The sequence below is a fragment of the Pseudoalteromonas sp. SR45-6 genome (genome assembly GCF_014163545.1).
GTDB lineage: Bacteria > Pseudomonadota > Gammaproteobacteria > Enterobacterales > Alteromonadaceae > Pseudoalteromonas > Pseudoalteromonas rhizosphaerae.
In genome coordinates, this window is the sequence record NZ_JACJDM010000005.1 from 41,913 (window position 1) to 65,147 (window position 23,235).

Genomic DNA, 23,235 nt, shown 5'->3' on the forward strand with positions numbered 1-23,235 from the left:
TAGTTGTTTTATGTGTATATTGTATGCAATATAAAATACTGTGTTTAATTGTGAAAGTAAACTATGAATAATAATCAAATACCAATAACAACCAACTCAGCAGCAAAGCAGAGTAAGCAAACCCCAGCTAATAAAGGCTTTGGTGTGGCATTTTATATTGCAAACACCATGGAAATTTTTGAGCGCTTAGCTTGGTATGGCTTTTTTGCGGTTTCATCTGTCTATATGACTACCCCAGTTGAACAAGGTGGGGTGGGCTTTAATGATGCACAGCGTGGTGCTGTGCAAGGTATTATTCCTTTCTTTTTATATTTATTACCGGTGTTAACAGGCGCGCTGGCTGATCGGTATGGTTATAAAAGGCTGTTTATAATTTCCTTTATAATTATGGCGCCAGGTTACTACTTTTTAGGCCAAGTAACTGACTTTAATTCGTTCTTTATGATTTTAATGTTGGTGGCATTTGGTGCGGCGTGTTTTAAACCTGTGGTGGTTGGTACTATAAGTCGCAGCACGAATGATACTAACCGTGGCCTAGGGTTTGGTATTTTTTACACTATGGTTAATTTGGGCGGCTTTATTGGCCCATTAGTCGCCGGTTATATGCGTGCGATCAGCTGGGATGCGGTATTTGTAATGTCGGCCGTGTGGATTTTGCTTAACTTTATTCCGCTGCTATTTTATCGCGAAACAACCCCATCTTCGCAAGCAAATACCAGCCTTAAGCAGGTATTACAACAAGCTCAACAAGTATTAGGCAACAGCCGCTTTGCACTGTTGTTATTTACTTGTGTGATTATTCTAATGACCGCAGGCGTGAGTTGGCTCAGTTATACGCAAGCTTTTGTATTAATTGCTCTATGGTTAGGGACAAACTGGTTGTGGGATAAAAGTGTCAGTACTAAGCAAAGCCATAACTGGCACTTACAGCCGGTGCGGGTAAGTAACCGTAATTTTGCCTTGTACTTAGCCATATTGACAGGGTTTTGGACTGTGTATAATCAGCTATTTTACACTTTACCGTTGTTTATACGCGATTATACAAACACTCAAGACTTAGTTGTTTTACTCAGTTGCTTTGGTCAATCAACAGTGGATTTTTTTGCGTTTGTTGATAGTGGAGCATTGAGTGAAAAAATTCAGCTTCTATCAGTCAATTATGCATTTTCATCACCTTTAGCGAGCACTGAGCTTGAAGCAATACGCCTTGAATTAGTGCATTTAAAAGTAAACGTGCCAGTGAGCGAAATAGCGCTTTTTATTGAGCAAATAGCGACTAGCGACTTTACCCTGCAACAAAGTAAACAACTTGCCCAGCAATGGCTGGTTTACCGACAAGTTAATCCCGAGTACCTGATTAATTTAGACTTTGCGGCCATAGTATTATTACAAATAATCGTTAGTGTAAAATGCCAAAGATTTAAGGTGATATCGGTTTTGATCAGTGGTTTGATTGTTACTGCGGGTGCTTTTTTAGTGTTATTGCTAATGAGCGCGGGTTTATTAATGACGCAACTGGGCGGAGCGGTCATGATCACGGTTATTTTATTGATTGCCTTGGGTGAAATGCTCACCTCGCCAAAAAGCCAAGAATATGTTGCCAGTATTGCCCCTAAAGATAGCGCTGCAATGTTTATGGGTTATTATTTTGTATCTATGGCACTGGGTTTTTTATTTGCTGGTTTTTTATCAGGTTGGAGCTATGGTTACTTAGTGAAAGAGCTGCAACGTCCGGCACTCATGTGGCTATTATTTGCAATGATCGCGCTTTTCACTGGCTTTGGTTTTTACCTTCTAGCGCGAAATAATAAGGATACCCACAGTGAAACTTAAACAGCGACTTATTTTAATAGCTGCCATGCTGATGTTGAGCTTACAAGCCACAGCAAATGACCCAGTGAGCGGTGAAAATAGTCATTATAAAAATTTAATTGATCGCACGGGAAGTCCATATTATATGCAAGACTTTGCTAGAGGCGAGCATCAACGCTTTAGTCCATTATTTGACTTAGGTGCATGGCATGGTCATTTACTGCCAAGCGATGACAATATCGGAAGCTTTACCGGGCCTGCAATTATTAGCGAAGAATACCTTAATTTTATCGCCCCTTATTTAGAAAAGCTCAGCGTCTATAAAGACCAAAGTCATAAAGTTAAACTCGCCATGAATAGTTACAGCTTGCCGGGTGCTTTAGTGCAAGAATTAACGGGTGATGGCGTAAGTATTCGCATGGAGTTACGTTTTGTAAGTAATCGTACTTCGTTAGTTAAAACACAGATCACAACCAAAAAACCACTCATTTTGCGCTGGGAAGGGCGGTTAGTGAGTAAGTTAACAGCTCAAGACGGTATCGCAAAAGATGCGCGTTCACCTTTTGAAGTATACCCGCAACTGTTACCTCAATGGCAAGTGAGTGATAATACTATCACGCTAAAGTTTGGCAAAGTGCGTGCACATGGCCAGTTACTAACTTCTGGCAGCTCGCAGTTACAATTGCATAAAACGCTATCAGTCAACACCACTCATGAAGCATTAAGCTATGCAAGTGACACAACAATTGATAGCGATACCACGTTTTACACAACTTATTCGTACTTATTAAATAGCCAAGAAGCGGCAAACGAGCAGGCTATTATAAAAGATGTTTTAAACCAGCCCGAGCTGTATTTAGCCCGCAGTGCCACGCGTTGGCAAGGGTATATTAATAGTGCGCTGCGCCCGTTAGCCAGTGCCGATGAAAGGCATAAAAAGTTAGCCGTCAAAAGTATTGAAACCTTGATTGGTAATTGGCGTTCTAAAGCCGGTGCTGTTGGCTTTGATACCGTAAGTCCTGCCGTGACGGGACGCTGGTTTTCCGGTAATCAGACTTGGCCGTGGGATAGTTATAAGCACGCTTTTGCCCTGGCGACTTTTCACCCAGTACTCGCAAAGCAAAATCTCAATGCGGTATTTGAGCACCAAATAACAGCAAATGATGCTGTAAGACCGTGGGATGTAGGGTTTATTCCTGATTTAGTGGCTTATAATTTAAGCCCTGAACGGGGTGGTGATGGGACTAACTGGAACGAACGTAATACTAAACCCAGTTTAGCCGCTTGGGCTGTGTGGCAAGTTTATGAGTACACAAATGATAAGCAGTGGCTTGCGGAAATATTCCCAAAGTTGGTCAGCTATAGAAACTGGTGGCTAACTAATCGAGATCACAATGGCAATGGTGTGCCAGAGTATGGCGCAACAGTTGATAAGGCCCATACAACGGATGACGGTAAATTACGCTTTGAGGTGCAAACAGCAACGGGTTGGGCTGCGCAAAGTGGTCTTGAAAATTATAAGGATCAGCTTATCGCCCATCCACAAAAACAGATAAAGATCCCTGCGCAAACAGCGGCATCGTGGGAGTCGGGCCGAGATGATGCAGCGGTGTTTGGTTTCATTAGCAGTGAACAACTCGCGAAGTATATAAAAAATGGCGGTAAAGCCACTGATTGGCACGTAGGTTTTGCCGAAAATTTTGATAAAGCGGGGCGTTTGATTGGCTACTCATTACTGCAAGAATCAGTCGATCAGGCATCATACATGGCAGCGGATAATCGCTATTTAAGTAAAATTGCTAAAGAGCTGAATTATCCTCGCCAAGCGAGTTATTTTTTAAAACAAGCAACCAAACTAAGAGCGTATATAAATCGATGTATGTTCGATAGAACAACTGGCTATTATTATGACATTGAAATAGCACCACAACCGTTAGCAAGTGGCTGTGCAGGCAAGCCGTTAGTTAAGCGCGGTAAAGGCCCTGAAGGCTGGTCGCCGCTATTTAATCAAGTAGCCACGGTTGAACAAGCGCAGCAAGTGGTTGATGTAATGCTTGATGAAAAAGAGTTCAATACCTACGTACCACTTGGCAGCGCGGCTTTGAGCAACCCTGCTTTTGGTGCAGATATCTATTGGCGAGGTCGAGTATGGCTTGATCAGCTGTATTTTGGTTTGGTGGGTATGAGTCATTACGGTTATTGTGAAAAGGCGCAGCAACTCAGTGAGCAACTACTTACTCATGCTGATGGCTTATTGGCCAGTGCTCCTATTCGCGAAAATTACAATCCTTTGACGGGCGAACAACAAGGCGCGCCTAATTTCTCGTGGAGTGCCGCGCATTTATTGTTGATAATGCAAAAACAAGGACGTTGGTGTGAGTAGGGCTAAATAAATATTGATATAAACGTTCAATTAAAGGCTAAGTATGTGTGAAATAAATGCTCAACAGCTTATGCAAAACAATAAAATAATACTCTTTGACGGGCAGTGTAAGCTTTGTAATGCATGGTGTAATTTTATTATTAAGCACGATAAAAAGCTGTGTTTTAAATTATGCAGTGTGCAGTCTTTAAAAGGCCAAGCAATCCTCACGCACTTTGGTTACCCAACAGCTAATTTTAAAACCATGATCTATGTTGAAAATAATCAGTGTGTTACCAAAAGTGATGGTGTGATTAATGTTGTTTCACAGTTGGGTTGGCCATGGCCCTTAGCTAACATATTACGAATAATACCGAAACGGATACGCAACTGGGGGTATGATGCCATTGCACTTAACCGGTATCGCTTATTTGGAAAATATAATTATTGCGTGATCCCAAGTCATGAGTATGATCACCACTACTTATAATTTCTTTACAAGGCGGACTGTTGGCAGGTTATTTGGTTAAACTTAATATACTGTTTTTAGTGTTTAGTGCTGGACTATATGCTCAAAATGACACCCATGATGACTCTGCAATCGTGGTAGATGTTCGCGACAGAATTAATCTGCGGATGCAAAATACCGCCCAGTGGTTAGACGATTTACTCGGTGAAGAGGTTAACCCAAACAAAGCCCATGCGAGAGGTTTTTTGCGGTTAGGCTGGCTTCCCCGCAGTGCTGATCTAGCTGAAACAGAAGTACGCTTTAAAGTATCATTAAGCTTACCTAGCTGGGAAAACCGCTTAAATCTAATAATAGATAATGACGCTGACGAATTTAGCCGGTTGCCTTTTGAAACCGACTCCCCAGCTAATCAAAACAATGGTACTGAAGACATAAATGCTGCGCTGCAATTTTTAGTTGAGCGTACCGCTAACTTAGAGGTTGATAATCGTGTTGGCATATCACGTAGCCAACTTTATGGACGCAGTGCACTTCGTTGGAATAAAACATTTAATCAAACGCAGTACTTTGCATCTGCCGGCTTAGAGTATTACTTCTCTGATGGCTTTGGTTACTTTATTAAGCTCTCCAGTGATACTAAGATCAATGAGTTTTATTCGCTGAATGTCTCTGCTAATTACCGTGAAATTGATGACGAAATAGATAGCGAAATGCGCTCAGGTGTTTATTTAAGTTATATACCCGATGCGCAGCGAGCCGCAGTGTTTGGTGCCAATGTACAGAATAGTTTTGATGACTTTACTATCTATACAGTATCGTACCGTTACCGGCAGCAAGTAAAATACAGTTGGCTGTTTTATGAATTAGAGCCGTTTATAGAATACCGAGAAGAACTCAATTATCGCGACGAAGTAGGATTCGCGATTCGTTTAATTGGCTATTATGGCCAGTGATAATGACTAGTTTTTATCTATTATGATAAAATCCCCTCAGTTTAATTTTGTAGAGATAGATCATGGCTAGCACCGCACACGCATTACACATTTTAGTTAAGCATAAAGAACTTGCCGAAGACATAATTCAGCAGTTAAAAAAAGGCGCTAAGTTCCATGTGCTCGCTAAAAAACATTCCTCTTGCCCATCGGGTAAAAAAGGGGGTGATTTAGGCGAATTTAAACGTGGCCAAATGGTTCCGCAATTTGATAAAGTGGCTTTTGGCGCAGAAATATTAGAACCACATTTAGTAAAAACTAAATTTGGTTGGCATGTGATAAAAGTGCTTTATAGAACGTAAGAGTAAAGTTAGCTAGAAAAACGAGTGACTTCGATTTAACGAAAAAACCACCTACAAAGGTGGTTTTTTCGTTTAAGTATCCAGTAACTTTAGCTGCCAACGGCACTTGGTTGTACATCCAAACCATAACCAAACATCACTGCAAGTACGAGCACAATCGATGCTGCTAACATCAATTTAAGTAATAGTGGTAAACAAAAACGGAACCAATGCCCATAAGGGACACCCGCCATGCCTAAAATTCCCATTAATACCGCATTGGTAGGGATAATCATATTTGAAAAGCCATCACCAAATTGATACGCAAGCACTGCAACTTGGCGTGGCACGCCGACTAAATCGCCCAGTGGTGCCATAAGTGGCATAGTGACATACGCTTGCCCAGAACCTGACGGAATAAAGGTATTAAGCACTGTTTGAATTACTAACATGCCAATGGCTGATATTTCAGCACTCACATAAGATAATGGCAGTGACATGCCATGCACTAAGCTATGCAATATTTGCCCATCTTCAAGGATTAAAGCAATACCACGGGCAACACCAATTAAAATAGCGGTGGTGACGAGATCTGAAACACCTTCAATAAAGCGGTTTGCAGCATCATCGGCAGATAAACGGCCCAGAATAGCGATCAACACACCCCACGCGATAAACACGCCGCCTAATTCGTATAAGTACCAGCCTTTGGTTGCAATACCCCATACAGCAACACCTAGCGTGACAATAAAGCTACCTAAAATTAATTTATGACGCAGTGCAAGTTCAGGGTAATGCGGTGTTGCTTGATCATTGAGAGGGCAAGGCACATCAAGCATCATGGATTTACTTGGATCGGCGGCCACCTTTTTAGTGTACTGCCACACATGATGAAAACCAATTAGTACAAAGGGCACAAATATCGCTAAGCGCAACCATAAACCAGAATAAACAGGAATTTCAGCAATCTGCTGGGCAATTAACACTGTGAATGGGTTAAACGCAGACACGCCATAACCAATCCCGTAACCGGCTACAATCATCCCTACTGCTGTCATTGCATCAAGGCGCATAGCTTTACAAAGAGCGACTAATATTAATACAAATGGAATATATTCACCCGCTGTACCAATACTGCTTGATGCTAAGGCAAAACAAAAAACCACCATAAATATAAGTCGTTGCGGCTTTTTACCATGGCGCTCAAGTAAACGGCCAATCAACGCATCAACCGTGCCGGTAGCACGGGCAATGGCCAGTACACCGCCAACAATCAAGACAAAAAAGATCACATCTTGCGCCGCAGCAAAGGCGCGCGGAATCGCCGTTAATAAATCCCAAGGGGTAAGATAGTGACGTTCAGCGACCGTATGATAGGTGCCCGCAAGGACCATTTCCCGACCAGACTCGGTGAGTGTTGTGTCAAAAAAACCTTGTGGTACTAACCAGGTAGCAACTAACGCAGTGACCATCATACCTAGCAGTAAAATCAAAGTATGCGGTACTTTGAAAGAATTACTCATACGTTCTCCATTTTTATAATTGGCGCAGCAGATATGCCTCGCTGTTTTTTGTTAAGGATAACACGAGTTATAAAATCACAATAAAAATAGCAACGTCAGTCTGTAAAGGAATGTAACGGGGGGCACTAAGTTAAAGAAGAAAGTTAGTTAAAAAGCGACGCAACAGGTAAATTGCGTCGCTTGTCATTTTATTACGCTTCTTGCTCGGCGATTTGTTTAAATGCTTGCACAAATGCGTCGCTTGGCTGGCCGCCAGTGAGGGCGTATTGATCGTTAATGATAAAGGTTGGCACTGAGGAAATGCCCATTTGCTGTAGCGCATTTTGCTCGCTGCGTACTTCTTGGAAATACTCGCCTGAGTCTAAAATTTCTTTTGCGCGGGCTCTATCAAGACCAACACTTTGTACTACATCAAGTAGGTTGTCTTGCTCATTAAGGAAAATTAAATCGGTAAAGTGGGCTTTAAATAAAGCGAGTTTTAGCTCGGTTTGTTTGCCTTCAGTGGCAGCCCAAGTGAGTAAGCGATGTAAGTCAAAGCTATTGATCATGATGCGTTTACCGTCAAAATTAAAGGTAAAGCCTGCTTTTTCACCCATCTCTAAAATACGTTTGCGGTTTTCGTCGCCTTGCTCCTCGCTCAGGCCATATTTTTGTTGTAAATGCTCATTTAAATCTTGCCCTTCAATTGGCATATCTGGGTTTAACTCAAATGGCTTCCAGCTGATCTCAGCTGAAAATTCGTCACTTAATTGCGCTAATGCTGTTTCAAGGTTTTTATAACCAATAATGCACCAAGGACACATTACGTCTGAAACGATGTCGATTTTTAGCTTTTTCATGAGTGAGCCTATTTTTTACAGTGTGTACGGGTCTATATGCAGGCGCGAAGGGGTTAATTCAAGAGGGGGGATTTTCAATTTACAGAAATAAGTGCTTAAACTGCACGGTAAGCGTTTACCGTGCAGTCGTTATGATGGACTAGCTTAGTCAGCTAAACCAAAAGGGTCTTCGATGCTATGGGCAGGCTCAGTAAACCATTTTGGCCCTTTATCAGTCATATAGAAATGATCTTCTAAGCGAACGCCAAATTCATCAGGTATAACTAGCATAGGCTCATTACTAAAGCACATACCTGTTGCAAGTGGGGTTTTGTTGCCGCCGACTAAATAAGGCCATTCGTGAATATCTAAGCCAATACCGTGGCCTGTGCGGTGGGGGCAACCTGGCGTTTGATATTCAGGACCTAGCTCTTGCGCGGCTAAGTAACTACGCGCGGCGGCATCGACTGCTTCACAAGGCGCACCAATTTTTGCAGCGTTGAAGGCGGCGATTTGCGCGGCTTTTTCGTAATCCCAAAACTGGCGTTGGCGCTCTGTGGCCTCACCAAACACATAGGTGCGGGTAATATCTGATAAATAATCATGTACTTTACAGCCAGTATCAATCAGTACCATATCGCCTTTTTTAAGAATTTGCGGGTCTTTCACGCCATGTGGGAACGAGGTTGCAACGCCAAATAATACGATGCAAAAATAGTTACCTGGAGCACCTACTTTTTGGTGTGCTTGCTTGATAAACGCTTCAACTTCGCTCGTGCTGATTCCTTCGTGTAACATACTTGCAGTTGCTTGGTGAACCGCTAAAGTCATATCCATAGCGCGTTGCATCAGTGCCAGCTCGTTGGCTGATTTATGCATTCGACAATGAGCGGTCACAGGTTGTGCATTGACTAGGTTTAAGCCAGTTTGTGCTTTGTTTATACCATCAAAAATAAAGAACTGTGCGCTTTCGTCAATGCCAACAGTGCCATTAGCCGCAATGCCCATTTCTGCGAGTATTTCAACAAATAAAGCATAAGGGTTTTGGTGCTCTTGCCAACCACGAATAGGGCCATCGATGACTTTAAAACCGTTTAGTGAGCAAATTTCAAAATACGGGGCAATGTATTGTACGTCGCCTTTAGCCGGTAATATTGCGCCTACCATACGCTCACTGGCATACCAACGCATACCGGTAAAGTAGGTTAAGTTAGTGCCTGCATTTAAGTAAATTGCATCAATACAATTGGCTTGCATGTAGGCTTGTGCTTTGGCAATACGCGCTAAATGCTCATCAGCCTGAATAGGCATTAAATCGCCCGTCATATCGCTTAGACCGGCGAGTGCTTGCTCTTTAGTTTGCGTACCAATTCCGAATGTTGTCATGGTGCTCTCCTTTATTTATATGCGGCTATTGTGCGTGTGGCTGTGCTTTACTGCAAGCGGGTTGCGTTGAAAAGCGACTCACACAATAAGGGTGTATATCTATTTGCGGCGGGTGGTTTAAACACAGTGCGGTTATTAGCTCTGCGGTTACGGCGCCTTGGGTTAATCCTAAGTGCTGGTGGCCAAAAGCAAAGTACAGGTTATCGTGGTTCGGGGCGCTACCAATAACGGGCAATGAATCCGGTAGCGATGGCCTACAGCCCATCCAGGTACTGTTAGCATGTAATGAAAAGGCTGATCTATTCAGTAATGCTTTAGCGTTGGGTAATAATGCTAATGCGCGTTTGTTATTCATTTTTCGTTTGGTGCCGGCAAATTCTACCGTGCCAGCAATGCGTAGGCCTTGGCTCATGGGAGTCATAATAAAGTGACGCTCGGCAGAGGCCACAGGGCGTGAAAGCCCGTAATTACTGGCTAGCATGCAATGGTAACCACGTTCAGTATCAAGCGGCACTTTGTAGCCTAAAGGTTTCAATAGTGTGTTACTCCATGCGCCTGCGGCGATGACTACTTTATTCGCTGTGACAATTTGATTTTGGCAACTGAGTGTATAACCTTGCTTTGCAGGCTGTATCGAGGTGATTTTTTGTTGGCAAAATTGGCCGCCCAACGCGCTAAATTGTTCTGCTAAGTTGAGGCAAAATAAATGCGGATCAACACTGTGAGCCACCTCTTTAAATAATAAAGCGTAGGTAATGGTTTTAGCTAAATTGGGCTCTAGTAGACGCACGTGTTCGCCATCAAGTAACTCCACCTCAATACCCTGATCAAGGTAGCTGCGCAGCATAGCGTTAATTTTACTAAGAGGGGTGGTCTCAAAAGTCAGTAAGCTGCCCTTTTTAGTTAGTAAGTGGCCTAAATTATACTCACTGAGTAAGCGCTCATAAGCGGGGATCGCTAGTTGGTTTAACGCCTTAAGTGCTTGTGTGTTAGTGCGATAAGTCTTGCTTGGCATGTTTTTAACAAATTGCCAAAACCAAGGTAGGGCTTTAAAGCCATAACGCCAATCAATCCGTAGCGGCCCTAATGGATTGAATAACATACCGGGTAGCTTCTTTAATAGTGAAGGGTGCGCAAGCGGAAACACTTGCTCAGTCGCAAAGTGTCCAGCATTGCCTTTAGAGCAGCCTTGCGCTAAACCATTTTCATCATACAAGGTGACTGCAAAACCTGCTCGTTGTAGTTGTAATGCGCTACAAATGCCAATAATACCAGCTCCTATAACGGCGACTTGCTGTTTATTTTTATCCGCCAAAATAATTTACCTCTTCTATAAAAGTAATACCAAACACTTGATTTGTAGGCGCGTATACATTGCATCTCACTTTAAACAGTGATTTATGAAAAAAATCCCGCTGTATTAAATCAGTAAATAAGCATTGTTTTTCAGTTTCTTAAGTAGTTATTCCCAATCCCAAAAGAGCCTCAGAAGATAAACCTTTTAACAAACTTTAAGGTGGGATATTGATTATTGTATACAATATACCTATGATATCAAGCCTAAACATCAATCAGGTAATTAAAATGACAGTAACTTGGCAAGGAGTCTGTGCAGCAGTAATGGCTCAGTTTAGTGCAGACGACTCCATTAACTTTGCAACAACAGCAAACATGAGCGATGAACTGATCAACAAAGCTGTTCACGGCATGATTGCACTGGCTATAGCAAGCCCTACTAACCTAACAAAATTAAAGTGGGCTAAGTGATGCGTAAAGGAAGTTTTTTTTGTATTGACGGCCATACTTGCGGCAACCCAGTTAGGCTTATAACCAGTGGTCACCCGCAATTGAGCGGGCAGAGCATGAGTGAGAAGCGCCAAGATTTTTTGCAAAATCACGATTGGATCCGCCAAGCACTGATGTTTGAACCTCGCGGTCACGACATGATGTCGGGCGGATTTTTATATCCACCGACCACGGAAGACGGCGATGCCGCTATTTTATTTGTTGAAACATCTGGGTGTTTGCCTATGTGCGGCCACGGCACAATGGGTATCGTTACGTTTGCTTTAGAGCATGGTTTGTTACAGGCAAAAGTGCCGGGAACTCTGCTGCTAGACACACCTGCTGGGCGTGTCCAGATCAACTATGAAATGAGTGATGGCAAAGTACAGTGGGTAAAAATTTATAATGTACCTGCGTATTTAGCACATAAGTCGATAGTTATTGAAGTGCCTGAATTGGGCGAGCTGATAGTAGATATCGCCTATGGCGGCAACTTCTACATTATTGTTGAACCGCAAGGTAATTATAAAGGCATTGAACATTTAACGGCTGGGCAAATTTTGCAATATAGCCCGCTAGTGCGTGATGCAATAAACGCCAAAATTAAATGTGTTCATCCGCTTGACTCAACCGTTCAAGGCGCAAGCCATGTTTTATGGACAGGCACCCCAAAAAATGCCAATTCAGACGCCGCAAATGCAGTTTTTTATGGTGATAAAGCCATTGATCGCTCGCCATGTGGAACAGGCACCAGCGCCCGTATGGCACAGCTATTTGCCAAAGGGCAGTTGGCTCAAGGGCAAAATTTTATTCACGAAAGTTATATTGGCAGCCAGTTTATTGGTTGCATTGAACACGTAACAGAGATCGCAGGCATAACAGCTATCTTACCAAGTATTCAAGGTTGGTCTAGGGTGACGGGCACAAGTGCTATCACCGTAGATGACGATGACCCATACGCATTTGGGTTTCAAGTAATTTAATGAGGAGCAAAGCATGACATTAACAGGACAAAGTTTAGTAGCAGGGCAATGGCTCGGTCACTCTGGAAATGGTGAATTTAACGCATTTTCCCCCGCCCGCAATGAACCACTCGCAACGCGCTTTTTTAACCTCAGCGCCACTGAGTTAGACAGTGCAATAGAAGCCGCACAATCGGCGTTTTATGAATATCGTAAAACCAGTTTTGCACAACGAGCAGATTTTTTAGAATGTATTGCTGATCATATTTTAGCGCTTGGTGATGAGTTACTTGAGCAAACACAGCAAGAAACCAACTTACCGCTGGCACGTTTGCAAGGTGAGCGTATGCGCACCGTAAATCAGCTTAAAGCCTTTGCTAATGCATTACGTGACAACCCTGAATCGCCACTGGGTTTAAAAATAGTGGATGAAGCAGATGCCACCAGAGCACCGTTACCAAAGCCGCACACTGAACTTAACTATTTACCGCTGGGGCCGGTGGCTGTATTTGGTGCATCTAATTTCCCTTACGCCTTTTCAACACTGGGCGGCGATACCGCCGCAGCCCTTGCAGCAGGCTGCCCAGTAATTGTAAAAAACCACACCGCGCACCCAGGAACGGGTGAGTTGATGGCACGTGTGGCGCTTGCAGCCATTAAAGAATGTGCAATGCCGTTAGGCGTGTTTGCAATGGTACAAAGTAAAGCCTACGACATATCGCATCAATTAGTGGCTGCGCCGGCAATAAAAGCGGTGGGGTTTACAGGCTCATTTAATGTGGCCAGCAAGCTGCAAGCAACAATTGCCAAGCGTGAAGAGCCGATACCATTTTATGGTGAGCTTGGCAGTATTAACCCACAAGTTATTTTACTCAATAAAGCCATTGAACATAGCAAAGAGATGGCACAATCACTTTGCCAGTCAATGCTGATGGGGAACGGGCAGTTTTGCACTAGCCCAGGGCTTTGGTTAGTACCAACCGGGTGTGACGAACTCGAAGCACATATAACAGCGTGTATTAATGATGCCCCATCAGACACATTACTCACCCCTGGGATTGTTAAAACCTTTAAACACCAAATAGCAGAGCGAACTCAGCTTGATAAGCTTAGCGTGCTGGGTAAAGGCAAGCTGGAGCATGAATTTCATGCAAATGCACATGTATTTGCTTGTAATGCTGATGACTATTTAGCAATCTCAGCTTTGCAAGAAGAAGTGTTTGGCCCTGCTGCGTTAGTGGTGCGCTACGACAGTGAACAGCAGCTCATGACATTGATAAACCAATTACAAGGGCAGTTAACCGCCAGTATTCATGGCACTGAAGCTGATTTAAACAACGCCGATAGCCTTATCGAAGCGCTGCAATATAAAGTAGGTCGTTTGATAAAAAATCAGCTGCCAACAGGTGTTGAAGTGTGCGCTTCAATGAACCACGGTGGGCCGTTCCCAAGTTCAACCGATGTACGCAGTACCTCTGTGGGCGCAAATGCAATGTTACGTTTTATGCGACCAATTTGTTATCAAGCATAGGATTTATTGGGCGGGATATGCAAATTGTATATTCCCGCTTTCCCCCTTGTTTATATAGGGTACAGACAGATTCTCACTTGGCATATGAGTGAACTTGAGTATAATGTATGCTAAATGCAATGTAAGAGGATCACCATGGCTATCGAGCACAAAACCCGCACCCAGCTTGTTGCAGAAGCAATTCGCGCAAAAATTCTCTCTGGTGAAATTAAAGCAGGCGAGCCCTTACGTCAAGCTGCACTGGCAACAGAGATGAACGTAAGTCGTATTCCTGTACGTGAGGCACTTCTTCAGCTTGAAGCCGAAGGGCTTGTTAACTTTGAAGCGCACAAAGGAGCTACGGCAACAGAGCTTTCAGCATCACAAATTGATGAGATTTTTGATTTAAGAGCCTTACTTGAAGCAGAGCTATTAAGCCATTCAATAGACGGTTTAACAGATCAAGATTTAATCGACGCTGAGCTTATTTTAACTGAGCTTGAAAGCGCTATGGATGCGGGCGACACCCACCTTGCCACAGGCGATTTAAATAGTCGATTTCATGGTAAATTATATTCGCGCGCGCAACGGCCACAAACCCGTGAGCTGGTAGATATGTATAGTAAAAATTCAGAGCGCTACGTGCGCATGCATATTTTACTGGCTGGTGGTTTAACCACCGCACCCGAAGAGCACCGCACATTGTTAAATCACTGTCGCGCAAAAGACACTAAAAAAGCCTGTGACTTTTTGAAAAAGCATATCTTGGGCGCCAAAAACGACATTAAAAAGCTATTATTAAAAATCGAAGACGAAAAAAGGTAACCTTAATAAGTTGTTATTATAAATTTTAATGTGTGTTTACGCAGTTCAGGGTAATCACTCAAGAGTGTTTATCGGTATTCTTGGTAAAAGGCTGTTAGCTATCTGTCAGAAATTGCGAGTATCTATGAATAATGAATATCATTGGTGGGATCTGGAAGACTCTAGCTTCAAGGGTGTTTTATACGACTCGATAAATTGTTATTTCTTGCATGACTTGCCTTACAAAAACTGGGAAGAGTTTTCTGAAGCTGACCCACATATGGCTTATGCACAATTAACCTATGTCCGATTTAACATGCTTGAACAACAATTCATTGATTTGCGGGTTATCCCTCAAATGCTTGGGGTTGAAACTGTTCCAGTTAAATCCAGCGTTCAAGACATAAATAGATACGACTGGCTTAAATCTATCGTTGATTTGACTTTATTCCGTTTTTCCAGCTTGAGAGATATAGCCTTTCATTTTGTGAATGAAGTTTTGGAGCTAGGACTTTCTGATTTTCAGTTAAATATTAAGCAACTCAAAAAAGCTCTCAAAACAGAGTACCCTGAAATTCTAGAGGACTTAAAAACTCTTGATAAAACCGGTGAAGAATTGCGGACTGATCGTAATGACCGAGCACACAAGGGATTCAGTGAACTCTATACTGGCGATGATAAAATGTTCAAAAATATGTCGTGGATGGAAGGCAAAGTTATCGACAACACTGATTATGATTTGGTCGGTATTTATGAAAACTCCCGTGACAAAATTTGTGATCTAGTAGTTCAAGAAGTGCAGGTGGCATTAAGAGCTACAATCAATTTAGTTGATAATTGCTATGACCACTATCGTGATACACACCTTAGGCTATCATGCGGTTCTGCAATGGGAGTGTCGCAGCATTTCCCACTGCATTGTGAAAAAGATAGCTAACAAGCAATTTAAGAGTGATTCCCCACGCTTGGCAGTTTCAGTTTAGGGCTAGTTCAGTGTTTACGGTGTTCAATTTGAGCATCGTGGTAGCGTGGCCCACACCTTAATTGGGGGTTGAGGCTGTAGAATTACTCTTTTTTTAAGAAAGACAGCCAGTTTTATGGGTTCCAAATGCATTACCTAATGCTTTAAAAACGCTTAGAGTTAATTACAGGAGCTCGTCTTTTAATTGAATTTGGCTGTTGGAGTTATACTACAGCCTCGTTAGGTGATTTACATGGATGGTTGGCAGTATCACGATATTGGTTTTGAATCCCAAACTAAAAAAATCAATGGTATTAATATTTGGAAGTATCCTTGGAACGACATGGACGAACCATCATTTGAAGTGCCTCATCCTCAATATCCAGATCAACGTCATAAAATCACACCTTACTTTATTAAAACTAAAGGTAAAACTCTTACATTTGCTGCGGGTGAAGTTAGTAATTGCGTTTGATGTATTTATGTTGCAGAATCAATTGCCTAATACATATGAGCCTTAACTCTGTCAATAGGCAATAGTGTTCTTTTTGACCGTTTTATAAATTGAAGGTCAATCAAAAATCAACTCTAATTCAATAAGCAAATTCGTTTACTTCGTATGTCGATGTGGCTGTTAAGCAAGTAGCTTACGGCAAACACATCTAGGGTGCGTTACGCAGTAATCTCTTATTGCGATCTTATCGCAGCCAGGTTTTTCCCATATCCTTTTGGACTTTCTGGGGCACTACGACTAAATAGATTTAGAAGGTAGAACGAAGCAGGATGCCAGAGCCGAGACATTCATCGGTTAACCTAATCATGGCAAGTAGCCTAGGCCTGTTTTGAATAAAATAAGATGTAACAATCTCAAAAATAGCCAATCTGTAAAGATAAAAACTCCGTAACAACGGAGTTTTTGCTATTTGAATATTTTAAAACATCAGTCTAGTAAATCGAGGACCTCAAGTCGTTCTTTTGCTAGGGCATACCGTGTGTGCACGTCATCAATTTGCTGTTGGGTTAACTTCTTGCCAAAGGTGCGAAGCCCACCTGTTAGATCATTATGATGAATGCCAAAAGCAAACTTAAGGTATTCTAAAAGTAACGGCTGTGCATCAAGATAGGATATAGAGTTCATCGCTTGAGAGATTTTGTTTGCCTCGGCCCATTCTCCGTTATTTACATACTCTTGCATTGTAATACTCGCTTTTGGGAATATGCAGCCCACACCTGTAATGCCGCCACATGCGCCTGCGAGTCCTGCATGTACAGTAACGGTGTCAACACCGGCCAATACTTTTAAATTTTTGTTCTCTAACATCATTGTTTCAATAACTGACACATCGATAGTTGATATTTTAAGCGCAGTTACCTCTGGTAGAGCTGCAAGCCTTGTAAGCAGATCAGTTGAAAGCGCATGGTAGCCCGCTGCGTCAGGGTTGTTATAGGGCATTATTGTTATGCCGGCCTCTTTTGCCGCTGAGGCGCTAAGCGCGTAGTAAGCATACATCTGTTCATCACAAGGTGTTTCTTTGGTTTTTGGTGGCATTACCATAACGGTATCTACGCCGACCGTTGCGAGTTCTTTTACTATTTTGGCTAGTTCTTCTTTGGTTTCTGCCGCTGCGCCACTGATTAAAGGAACGTTGTGTTCTTTAGCAACACTTGAAAGGGCTTTTAGTAAAGAAAGGCGTTGCTCAGCACTTAGGTAGCTGTTTTCACCCAGCGTACCAGAGCCAACAAGTCCACCCATACGAGTACCCCCCTTTCCTTGCACTTTTAAAATATCTGCAGCGTATTTTTTTGTTGTATCAAGGTCTATTTCCAGGGCTCCGGACTCTGACTCTTTTAGCCATGTAAATACGGCCGGCATAACTGTATATCGCCAATCTTTACTGTTCGTTTGCATCATATTTCCTCTTATAAATACATATTGTATACATTATACATTTAGATTGTATCAGCTAAATTGCTTTCGGCAAGGCCGGAATAAAAATAAACTAAACCCTGTATTAATTACTTTGCTCACTTCTGTTACTTTTTAGGTGTTCAGTGTGAGTTTGCAAGCAATTGATTATAAATATTGTTTTTGAATAAGTTTGACATGAACCATCTTGTTTTTTAATTTTACGTAAATTAAATGTATATTACATATTGTATACAATATGTAATGAGTGTATATTTTTTACGTCAAGGTTAGCCTGGCAACAAAAAATCAACAGGATCAAAGGAACATTTCATGTTTACGAATAATAAAAAGCAAACTCGGGGAGTGGGTGTTAAAACCCTACTGGCAACAGCTGTTACAGCTGCATTAATAATGACACCAGCTGCGCAGGCCGTAGATGGTAGTAGTATTGTAAAAGGTCATATTGTTGCACACTCTGGTAATGATTTGATTGGCGCAACAATTACACTTAAACACAAGAGTAAAGGGCTTGTTTACACTATTACGAGTAATGCTGAAGGCGATTACTTATTACGTAATGTACCGGTGGGTATGTACGATGTAACGATTGTAAAAGATGGCTATCAAACACTAATTGAAGAAGATGTAGCAGTGACCATTGGTCAATCAATCATTCTCGATGTACAACTTTATAAAGCTGGTACTGATATAGAGCGTATCGCGGTAACAGGTTCGGCAATTCGTCGTGTAGATATGGCTTCCTCTACCTCCGGTTTAACGTTTAGTGATGCTGAGCTTAAAGCAATGCCGGTTAATACAGGCTTTGAGAGCATTGCTTTACTTGCGCCAGGTACCGCTGCACCTGGTGGCTCTAATTTTAAAGGCGCATCAAGTTTTGGTGGTTCATCGGCTGCTGAAAATGGCTACTATTTTAATGGCTTAAATGTAACGAGTATTCGTACTGGTTTAGGTTCCATTCGCCTTCCTTGGGAAGCTATATCCCAAACTCAAGTTAAAACCGGTGGTGTAAGCCCTGAATTTGGTGGTGCATTAGGCGGCATTGTAAACGCTGTGTCTAAATCGGGCGATAACGACTTTAAATTCGGTGCAGAGGTGCGCTGGGATCCTGATGGCCTTCGTAGTCAACATGATTCAATATTTCAAGATAGTGGGACAATAAACACTAATACACAGCAAAGCAGTTACGACTTTAAAGAAGTACAGCTATGGGCAAGTGGTGCAATTATTGAAGATACCCTGTTCTTTTATGGTTTATTTGCACCACGCAGAGAAGAGTCTAATAGCGCAGGGCAAACCACTTTTTCTGATTTTGAGCGTGATGAAGACCGTTGGTTCACCAAAGTGGATTGGTTTATTAATGAAGATCACTCTATTGGTTTCTCTGCAATGAACAATAAACGTACTTGGACTGATAAAACGTTTGCGTATAGTTGGCAAGATAATGTGGTAGGTGATCAACAAGGTGTCGATGCACCAGGCGAAGATGGCGGCAATGTATACAGTATTAACTACAATGGCTACCTCACAGATACTTTTTCAGTGTCAGCCGTTGTTGGTCGTGTTACTGAAAATGTTGAGAACGTTGTAGCATCACCTAATCCCGGCGTGTGGGATGAACGTGACGGTTTTGTAACTCTAAGCCAGCATACAAATTCCGGTATAACGGAAGAAGAGTATATTCGTGACCAAGCCAGAATTGATTTTAACTGGGACTTGGATATGCATTCAATTCAATTTGGTATTGATTACACCAATGTGAAGGTTGATTATTTTGAAGGCCAAAATGGTATTGGGGATGCACAAGGCTGGTGGACTATAAAAACTGCTGGTGAAAATGATATATCAAGTGCTGCGCTGGGGAGTGACTTTATCGAAAGGCGGGTTCGTAGCCGTGAGGTCGATTCAGATACAACTTCACTGGCGTTTTATATTAATGACTCATGGCAAGCAACTGATAATTTAGTCCTTAATATGGGTTTGCGTTATAGCCAGTTTGAAAATACGGTGACAGATGGCCGAGCATTTGTTGATATTGATAATCAAATAGCGCCACGCTTACAGGCTATTTATGATGTATCGGGTGACGGTAGCGCTAAAATATTTGCCACTTACGGGCGCTATTTTCAGCCAGTATCTGCGAACATGAATATCACTCAAGGCTCTGCATCAATTGAATGGTTTGAGTATTTTGAATTAGATCAATTAGAAGGCAATGGCTCGCCTACTTTATTAGCTGACGGCTCACCTAGCAGAGGTGATATGTTACGAGATAGACGCTGGCGCCAGCGTGGTATTACTGAACCTGGGTTAATTGCCTCGTCTTCTTTAAAACCAATGTACAGCGATGAGTTCACAATAGGGTATCAACAAGAAGTTTTTGATTCTATGTCTGCCGGCGTACGTGCTATTTACCGCGACCTTGGGCGCAGTGTTGAAGACACGGATGTAGGCCCTATACTTGCCAAGAAACTTGCCGAAATGGGGATCACCGATAACGTAGGGCAGGGTTCATATTATGTGCTTAATAATCCTGGTGAAGCGATTCAAATGTCGTATGACTTTGATGGTGATGGAGAAATAGATAACGTTAATTTAAGTGCTGATGAGCTTGCACTTGCCGAAGCACAACGCAAATATTTGGCCCTTGAGTTTACCTTAGATGGCAATGTAACCGATGACTTGCGTATCAATACTTCATATACATGGTCACATAGCTACGGTAATACGGAAGGTTTAGTTAAAACGGATAACGACCAAGCAGATCCTGGTTGGACGACCTCTTACGACTATGGCGATTTGATGGATCATGGCTATGGTAATTTACCAAATGACCACCGCCACGCAATCAAATTTAGTGGCGCGTATAATATTACCGATTCACTGACTGTAGGTTTAGTTGCGCGAACTACATCGGGTCGTCCAAAGAGCTACTTCTCAGTTCACCCTGAAGGTGTTGATAGCTGCGAGCAAGGAAGCCCGTGGGATGCATGTGTGAGTAAATACTATGACCAAGCATCGCACTATGATGAAAATGGTAACCCGGCACCACGCGGAAGCAAAGGTAACTTACCGTGGTTAACTAATGTGGATATGTCACTGACTTATTATACTGACTTTTTTGGCTCTGACATGACCTTAAAAGGCACGGTATATAACTTATTCGATGGAGATAGCGCGGTATCGATAAACGAGGAGCGAGCTCAATATGGCGATAATGGCTTAGAGCTCAACCCAGATTATGGTTTAGTAACTGGCCGCCAAGGTGCTCGATATGTATCGTTAACCGCACGTATAGAATTTTAAGTTCCCTGGTAAGTGGCTGTAAAATGTCGTTTTAGTAAATAGTATCTAACAAGCGAAAACTAAAACTGACAAAATGTTTAAGCACATTCTCATTAAGAGTAACACAGCCTTGATGCTGAGTAGGTAACTGCTCAGCATTTTTTATTAAAGTTATTGCACTAAAAAATATTGAGATATATTGTATACAAAAGTGAAGGAGTTAATTATGACCCAGACTTTATTTTCCCATTGGCAGCAGCCTAATAATGATTGGTTACAAATACATACTTTAGATATGCACACTGGTGGTGAACCATTGCGTATTATAGTTGATGGCTTTGAGCAACTTACAGGTGATACGATGCTTGAAAAGCGTGCCGATTGTTTAGCGCGTTTTGATTATTTACGAAAAGCATTGATGTTTGAGCCTCGTGGTCATGCCGATATGTATGGCGCAGTGATCACTTGTGCTGTGCGCTCAGATAGCCATTTTGGCGTACTTTTTTTACATAATGAAGGTTATAGCACCATGTGCGGGCATGCGATTATTGCACTGGCTACCGCTGCAAAAGATTGCGCACTTGTTGACTTTAAAGATGGCTATAATGAACTAAGAATAGACACTCCAGCTGGGCTTATAAAAGCGTATGTTGAACTTAACAATAATCAGTTACAGCAAGTATATTTTGATAATGTCGCCAGTTTTGTTGATAAATTAGACGTTAAAATAAGCTTGCCGATGTGTGGTTCGGTTAGCTGTGATATAGCGTTTGGCGGTGCATATTACGCATTTGTTGATGCAGATACTCTTAATTTAAGCTTAGCACCTGATAATCATGGACATATAATTAGCCTTGGGAAAGCCATTAAACAGCAAGTGACTAATCAATATCAGCCAACGCACCCAACCGATCAGGCACTGGGTTTTTTATATGGGGTTATTTTTTACTCCAATAGCCAGTTATCACAAATTAACCACTTTAGCCGTCATGTGTGTGTATTTGCCGAAGGTGAACTTGATCGAAGCCCTACAGGCACGGGCGTAAGCGCTCGTGCTGCATTAGCTTTTGCCAAAGGCGAATTAGCGGTAGGACAAAGTGTAAATATTGAGAGCATTTTAGGCTCAGCATTTAATGTAATGGTTAAGCAAACATGTGAGGTTAAAGCACGGTCTGCGATTATTCCTCGTGTTACGGGTACAGCCTTTGTGACGGGTAAACATACCTTTTTAATTGATCCAACAGATCCCCTAAAACAAGGATTTATTTTTCGATGAATAATCATTTTTTAGTACGCCAACAATTACTAAAACAACGTATGGCAGAGCAAAACTTAACGGCGTTATTAGTGTTAGGGCATGAGAATATTCGCTACTTGAGCGGGTTTAGTGGTAATGCCGCGTATGCAATTGTGACGCAAGCTAGCTGCATACTTATTACTGATTATCGTTACTTTGAGCGCGCACAATCTGAGTGCCAAGGGTTTGAAGTGATCAGCCGCGACCGTGATAGCGAAAGTTTAGGCTGTTGTATTAACCGTTTTTTACCTGCTAACAGCCATTTAGGTTTTGATGCGGCATTTATTAATGTGGCATTGTGGCAGCAAATTGCTAGTGATTTGAGTGGTCACACATTAATGCCAATTCAAGGAGTAATTGAACGTCAGCGCATGATCAAAAATGACTGGGAAGTAGCACAAATAAAAGCTGCGGCTGCGATTGCGGATGAAGCACTTGCACACACTATTCCATATTTTAAAGTAGGTGTAAGCGAACGTGATTTAGCCTTAGAGCTAGAGTTTAGAATGCAAAAATTAGGCTCTGAAGGAATGTCGTTTGCAACGATTTTAATGTTCGCAGAGCGTACCTCGCTGCCCCATGGTAGCCCCAGTGATAGAACACTTAAAGAAGGCGACTTTATTACCCTAGACTTTGGCGCTGTTGTTAATGGCTATCGCTCAGACATGACACGTAGTTATGTATTAGGTAAAGCGTCAAGCAAACAAGTTCAAATTTACAATGCAGTTGCGACTGCACAACAAGCTGCTATTAATTTAATTAAGCCAGGAGTTGATTGCATTGATTTACAAAATGCATCACAACAAGTATTGGATGGCTCTGGTTTTGGAAAATGGGCAGGACAAGGGCTTGGCCACGGTTTAGGGCTATTTTTACACGAGCAGCCGTTTATCAATAGCAACGTTAAGCACGTATTAGAAGTGGGCAATGTGATCACCATAGAGCCAGGTATTTATATCTCTGAATATGGCGGGGTGCGTTTAGAGGAGGACATCTTGATCACCAACACGGGTTATGAAATTTTAACTCACGCACCTAAACCATTCGAACTGGAGTTATAA

19 protein-coding genes are annotated in these 23,235 nt (G+C 42.2%); 14 read left to right on the forward strand and 5 right to left on the reverse strand.

Annotated features, from left to right (window positions below; genetic code table 11):
* Positions 1–63 precede the first annotated feature (63 nt).
* The 5 genes from H5158_RS03890 to ppiC all read left to right on the forward strand — a co-directional run bounded on the left by H5158_RS03890 (position 64) and on the right by ppiC (position 5,937).
* Positions 64–1,833, forward strand: coding sequence for an MFS transporter (locus tag H5158_RS03890; RefSeq protein ID WP_182739488.1), 1,770 nt, complete (start codon positions 64–66; stop codon positions 1,831–1,833).
* On the forward strand, positions 1,823–4,195 hold the full coding sequence (gene ygjK, locus H5158_RS03895) for an alpha-glucosidase (protein WP_182739489.1): 2,373 nt from the start codon (positions 1,823–1,825) through the stop codon (positions 4,193–4,195). Before H5158_RS03890 ends, ygjK begins: the two co-directional genes overlap by 11 nt.
* A 43-nt stretch (positions 4,196–4,238) precedes the next feature.
* Positions 4,239–4,664 carry a thiol-disulfide oxidoreductase DCC family protein gene (locus tag H5158_RS03900; protein ID WP_145234484.1) on the forward strand — a complete coding sequence of 142 codons (426 nt, stop codon included), beginning with the start codon at positions 4,239–4,241 and terminating at the stop codon, positions 4,662–4,664.
* 20 nt (positions 4,665–4,684) lie between these two features.
* A complete protein-coding gene (locus H5158_RS03905) occupies positions 4,685–5,596 on the forward strand; it encodes a hypothetical protein (protein ID WP_182717618.1) in 912 nt (303 codons plus the stop codon).
* A gap of 62 nt (positions 5,597–5,658) precedes the next feature.
* Positions 5,659–5,937: a peptidylprolyl isomerase PpiC gene (gene ppiC / locus H5158_RS03910; RefSeq protein WP_145234480.1), complete on the forward strand. Its 279-nt coding sequence runs from the start codon at positions 5,659–5,661 to the stop codon at positions 5,935–5,937.
* 89 nt (positions 5,938–6,026) lie between these two features.
* Here the strand turns inward: ppiC and H5158_RS03915 are convergent, their stop codons facing one another.
* The 4 genes from H5158_RS03915 to H5158_RS03930 all read right to left on the reverse strand — a co-directional run bounded on the left by H5158_RS03915 (position 6,027) and on the right by H5158_RS03930 (position 10,958).
* A complete protein-coding gene (locus H5158_RS03915; protein ID WP_145234478.1) occupies positions 6,027–7,439 on the reverse strand; it encodes a YfcC family protein in 1,413 nt (470 codons plus the stop codon).
* 191 nt (positions 7,440–7,630) lie between these two features.
* The gene (locus tag H5158_RS03920) at positions 7,631–8,278 is read right to left on the reverse strand and encodes a DsbA family oxidoreductase (protein WP_138554903.1); all 648 of its coding nucleotides are present in this window, start codon (positions 8,276–8,278) and stop codon (positions 7,631–7,633) included.
* Between the two features lie 144 nt (positions 8,279–8,422).
* Positions 8,423–9,643 (reverse strand): Xaa-Pro peptidase family protein, encoded by a 1,221-nt coding sequence (locus H5158_RS03925; RefSeq protein WP_182739490.1) that lies wholly within the window; start codon positions 9,641–9,643, stop codon positions 8,423–8,425.
* Positions 9,644–9,668: 25 nt separating this feature from the next.
* Complete coding sequence (locus H5158_RS03930) at positions 9,669–10,958, reverse strand: FAD-binding oxidoreductase (protein ID WP_145234472.1); 1,290 nt, start codon at positions 10,956–10,958, stop codon at positions 9,669–9,671.
* Between the two features lie 269 nt (positions 10,959–11,227).
* Between H5158_RS03930 and H5158_RS03935 the strand changes: the two genes are divergently transcribed.
* The 6 genes from H5158_RS03935 to H5158_RS03960 all read left to right on the forward strand — a co-directional run bounded on the left by H5158_RS03935 (position 11,228) and on the right by H5158_RS03960 (position 16,140).
* Positions 11,228–11,410, forward strand: a complete 183-nt coding sequence (locus tag H5158_RS03935) for a hypothetical protein (protein WP_145234469.1) — start codon at positions 11,228–11,230, stop codon at positions 11,408–11,410.
* Positions 11,410–12,411 carry a 4-hydroxyproline epimerase gene (locus H5158_RS03940; RefSeq protein ID WP_182739491.1) on the forward strand — a complete coding sequence of 334 codons (1,002 nt, stop codon included), beginning with the start codon at positions 11,410–11,412 and terminating at the stop codon, positions 12,409–12,411. Before H5158_RS03935 ends, H5158_RS03940 begins: the two co-directional genes overlap by 1 nt.
* A gap of 13 nt (positions 12,412–12,424) precedes the next feature.
* Positions 12,425–13,921 carry an aldehyde dehydrogenase (NADP(+)) gene (locus H5158_RS03945; protein WP_182717615.1) on the forward strand — a complete coding sequence of 499 codons (1,497 nt, stop codon included), beginning with the start codon at positions 12,425–12,427 and terminating at the stop codon, positions 13,919–13,921.
* 135 nt (positions 13,922–14,056) lie between these two features.
* Entirely contained in the window at positions 14,057–14,725 is a 669-nt protein-coding gene (locus tag H5158_RS03950) for a GntR family transcriptional regulator (protein ID WP_145234461.1), read from the forward strand.
* 124 nt (positions 14,726–14,849) lie between these two features.
* Positions 14,850–15,641, forward strand: coding sequence for a Cthe_2314 family HEPN domain-containing protein (locus H5158_RS03955; RefSeq protein ID WP_182717614.1), 792 nt, complete (start codon positions 14,850–14,852; stop codon positions 15,639–15,641).
* Positions 15,642–15,918: 277 nt separating this feature from the next.
* Positions 15,919–16,140, forward strand: coding sequence for a hypothetical protein (locus H5158_RS03960; protein ID WP_182717613.1), 222 nt, complete (start codon positions 15,919–15,921; stop codon positions 16,138–16,140).
* Between the two features lie 465 nt (positions 16,141–16,605).
* Here H5158_RS03960 and H5158_RS03965 read toward each other — a convergent pair whose 3' ends face one another.
* Positions 16,606–17,574, reverse strand: coding sequence for a dihydrodipicolinate synthase family protein (locus H5158_RS03965; protein WP_145234584.1), 969 nt, complete (start codon positions 17,572–17,574; stop codon positions 16,606–16,608).
* Between the two features lie 330 nt (positions 17,575–17,904).
* Here H5158_RS03965 and H5158_RS03970 point away from each other — a divergent pair, with 330 nt between their 5' ends.
* The 3 genes from H5158_RS03970 to H5158_RS03980 all read left to right on the forward strand — a co-directional run bounded on the left by H5158_RS03970 (position 17,905) and on the right by H5158_RS03980 (position 23,235).
* A complete protein-coding gene (locus tag H5158_RS03970) occupies positions 17,905–20,898 on the forward strand; it encodes a TonB-dependent receptor domain-containing protein (protein WP_145234451.1) in 2,994 nt (997 codons plus the stop codon).
* Between the two features lie 205 nt (positions 20,899–21,103).
* Positions 21,104–22,153, forward strand: coding sequence for a proline racemase family protein (locus H5158_RS03975; protein WP_182739492.1), 1,050 nt, complete (start codon positions 21,104–21,106; stop codon positions 22,151–22,153).
* Positions 22,150–23,235, forward strand: coding sequence for a Xaa-Pro peptidase family protein (locus H5158_RS03980; RefSeq protein WP_145234446.1), 1,086 nt, complete (start codon positions 22,150–22,152; stop codon positions 23,233–23,235). Before H5158_RS03975 ends, H5158_RS03980 begins: the two co-directional genes overlap by 4 nt.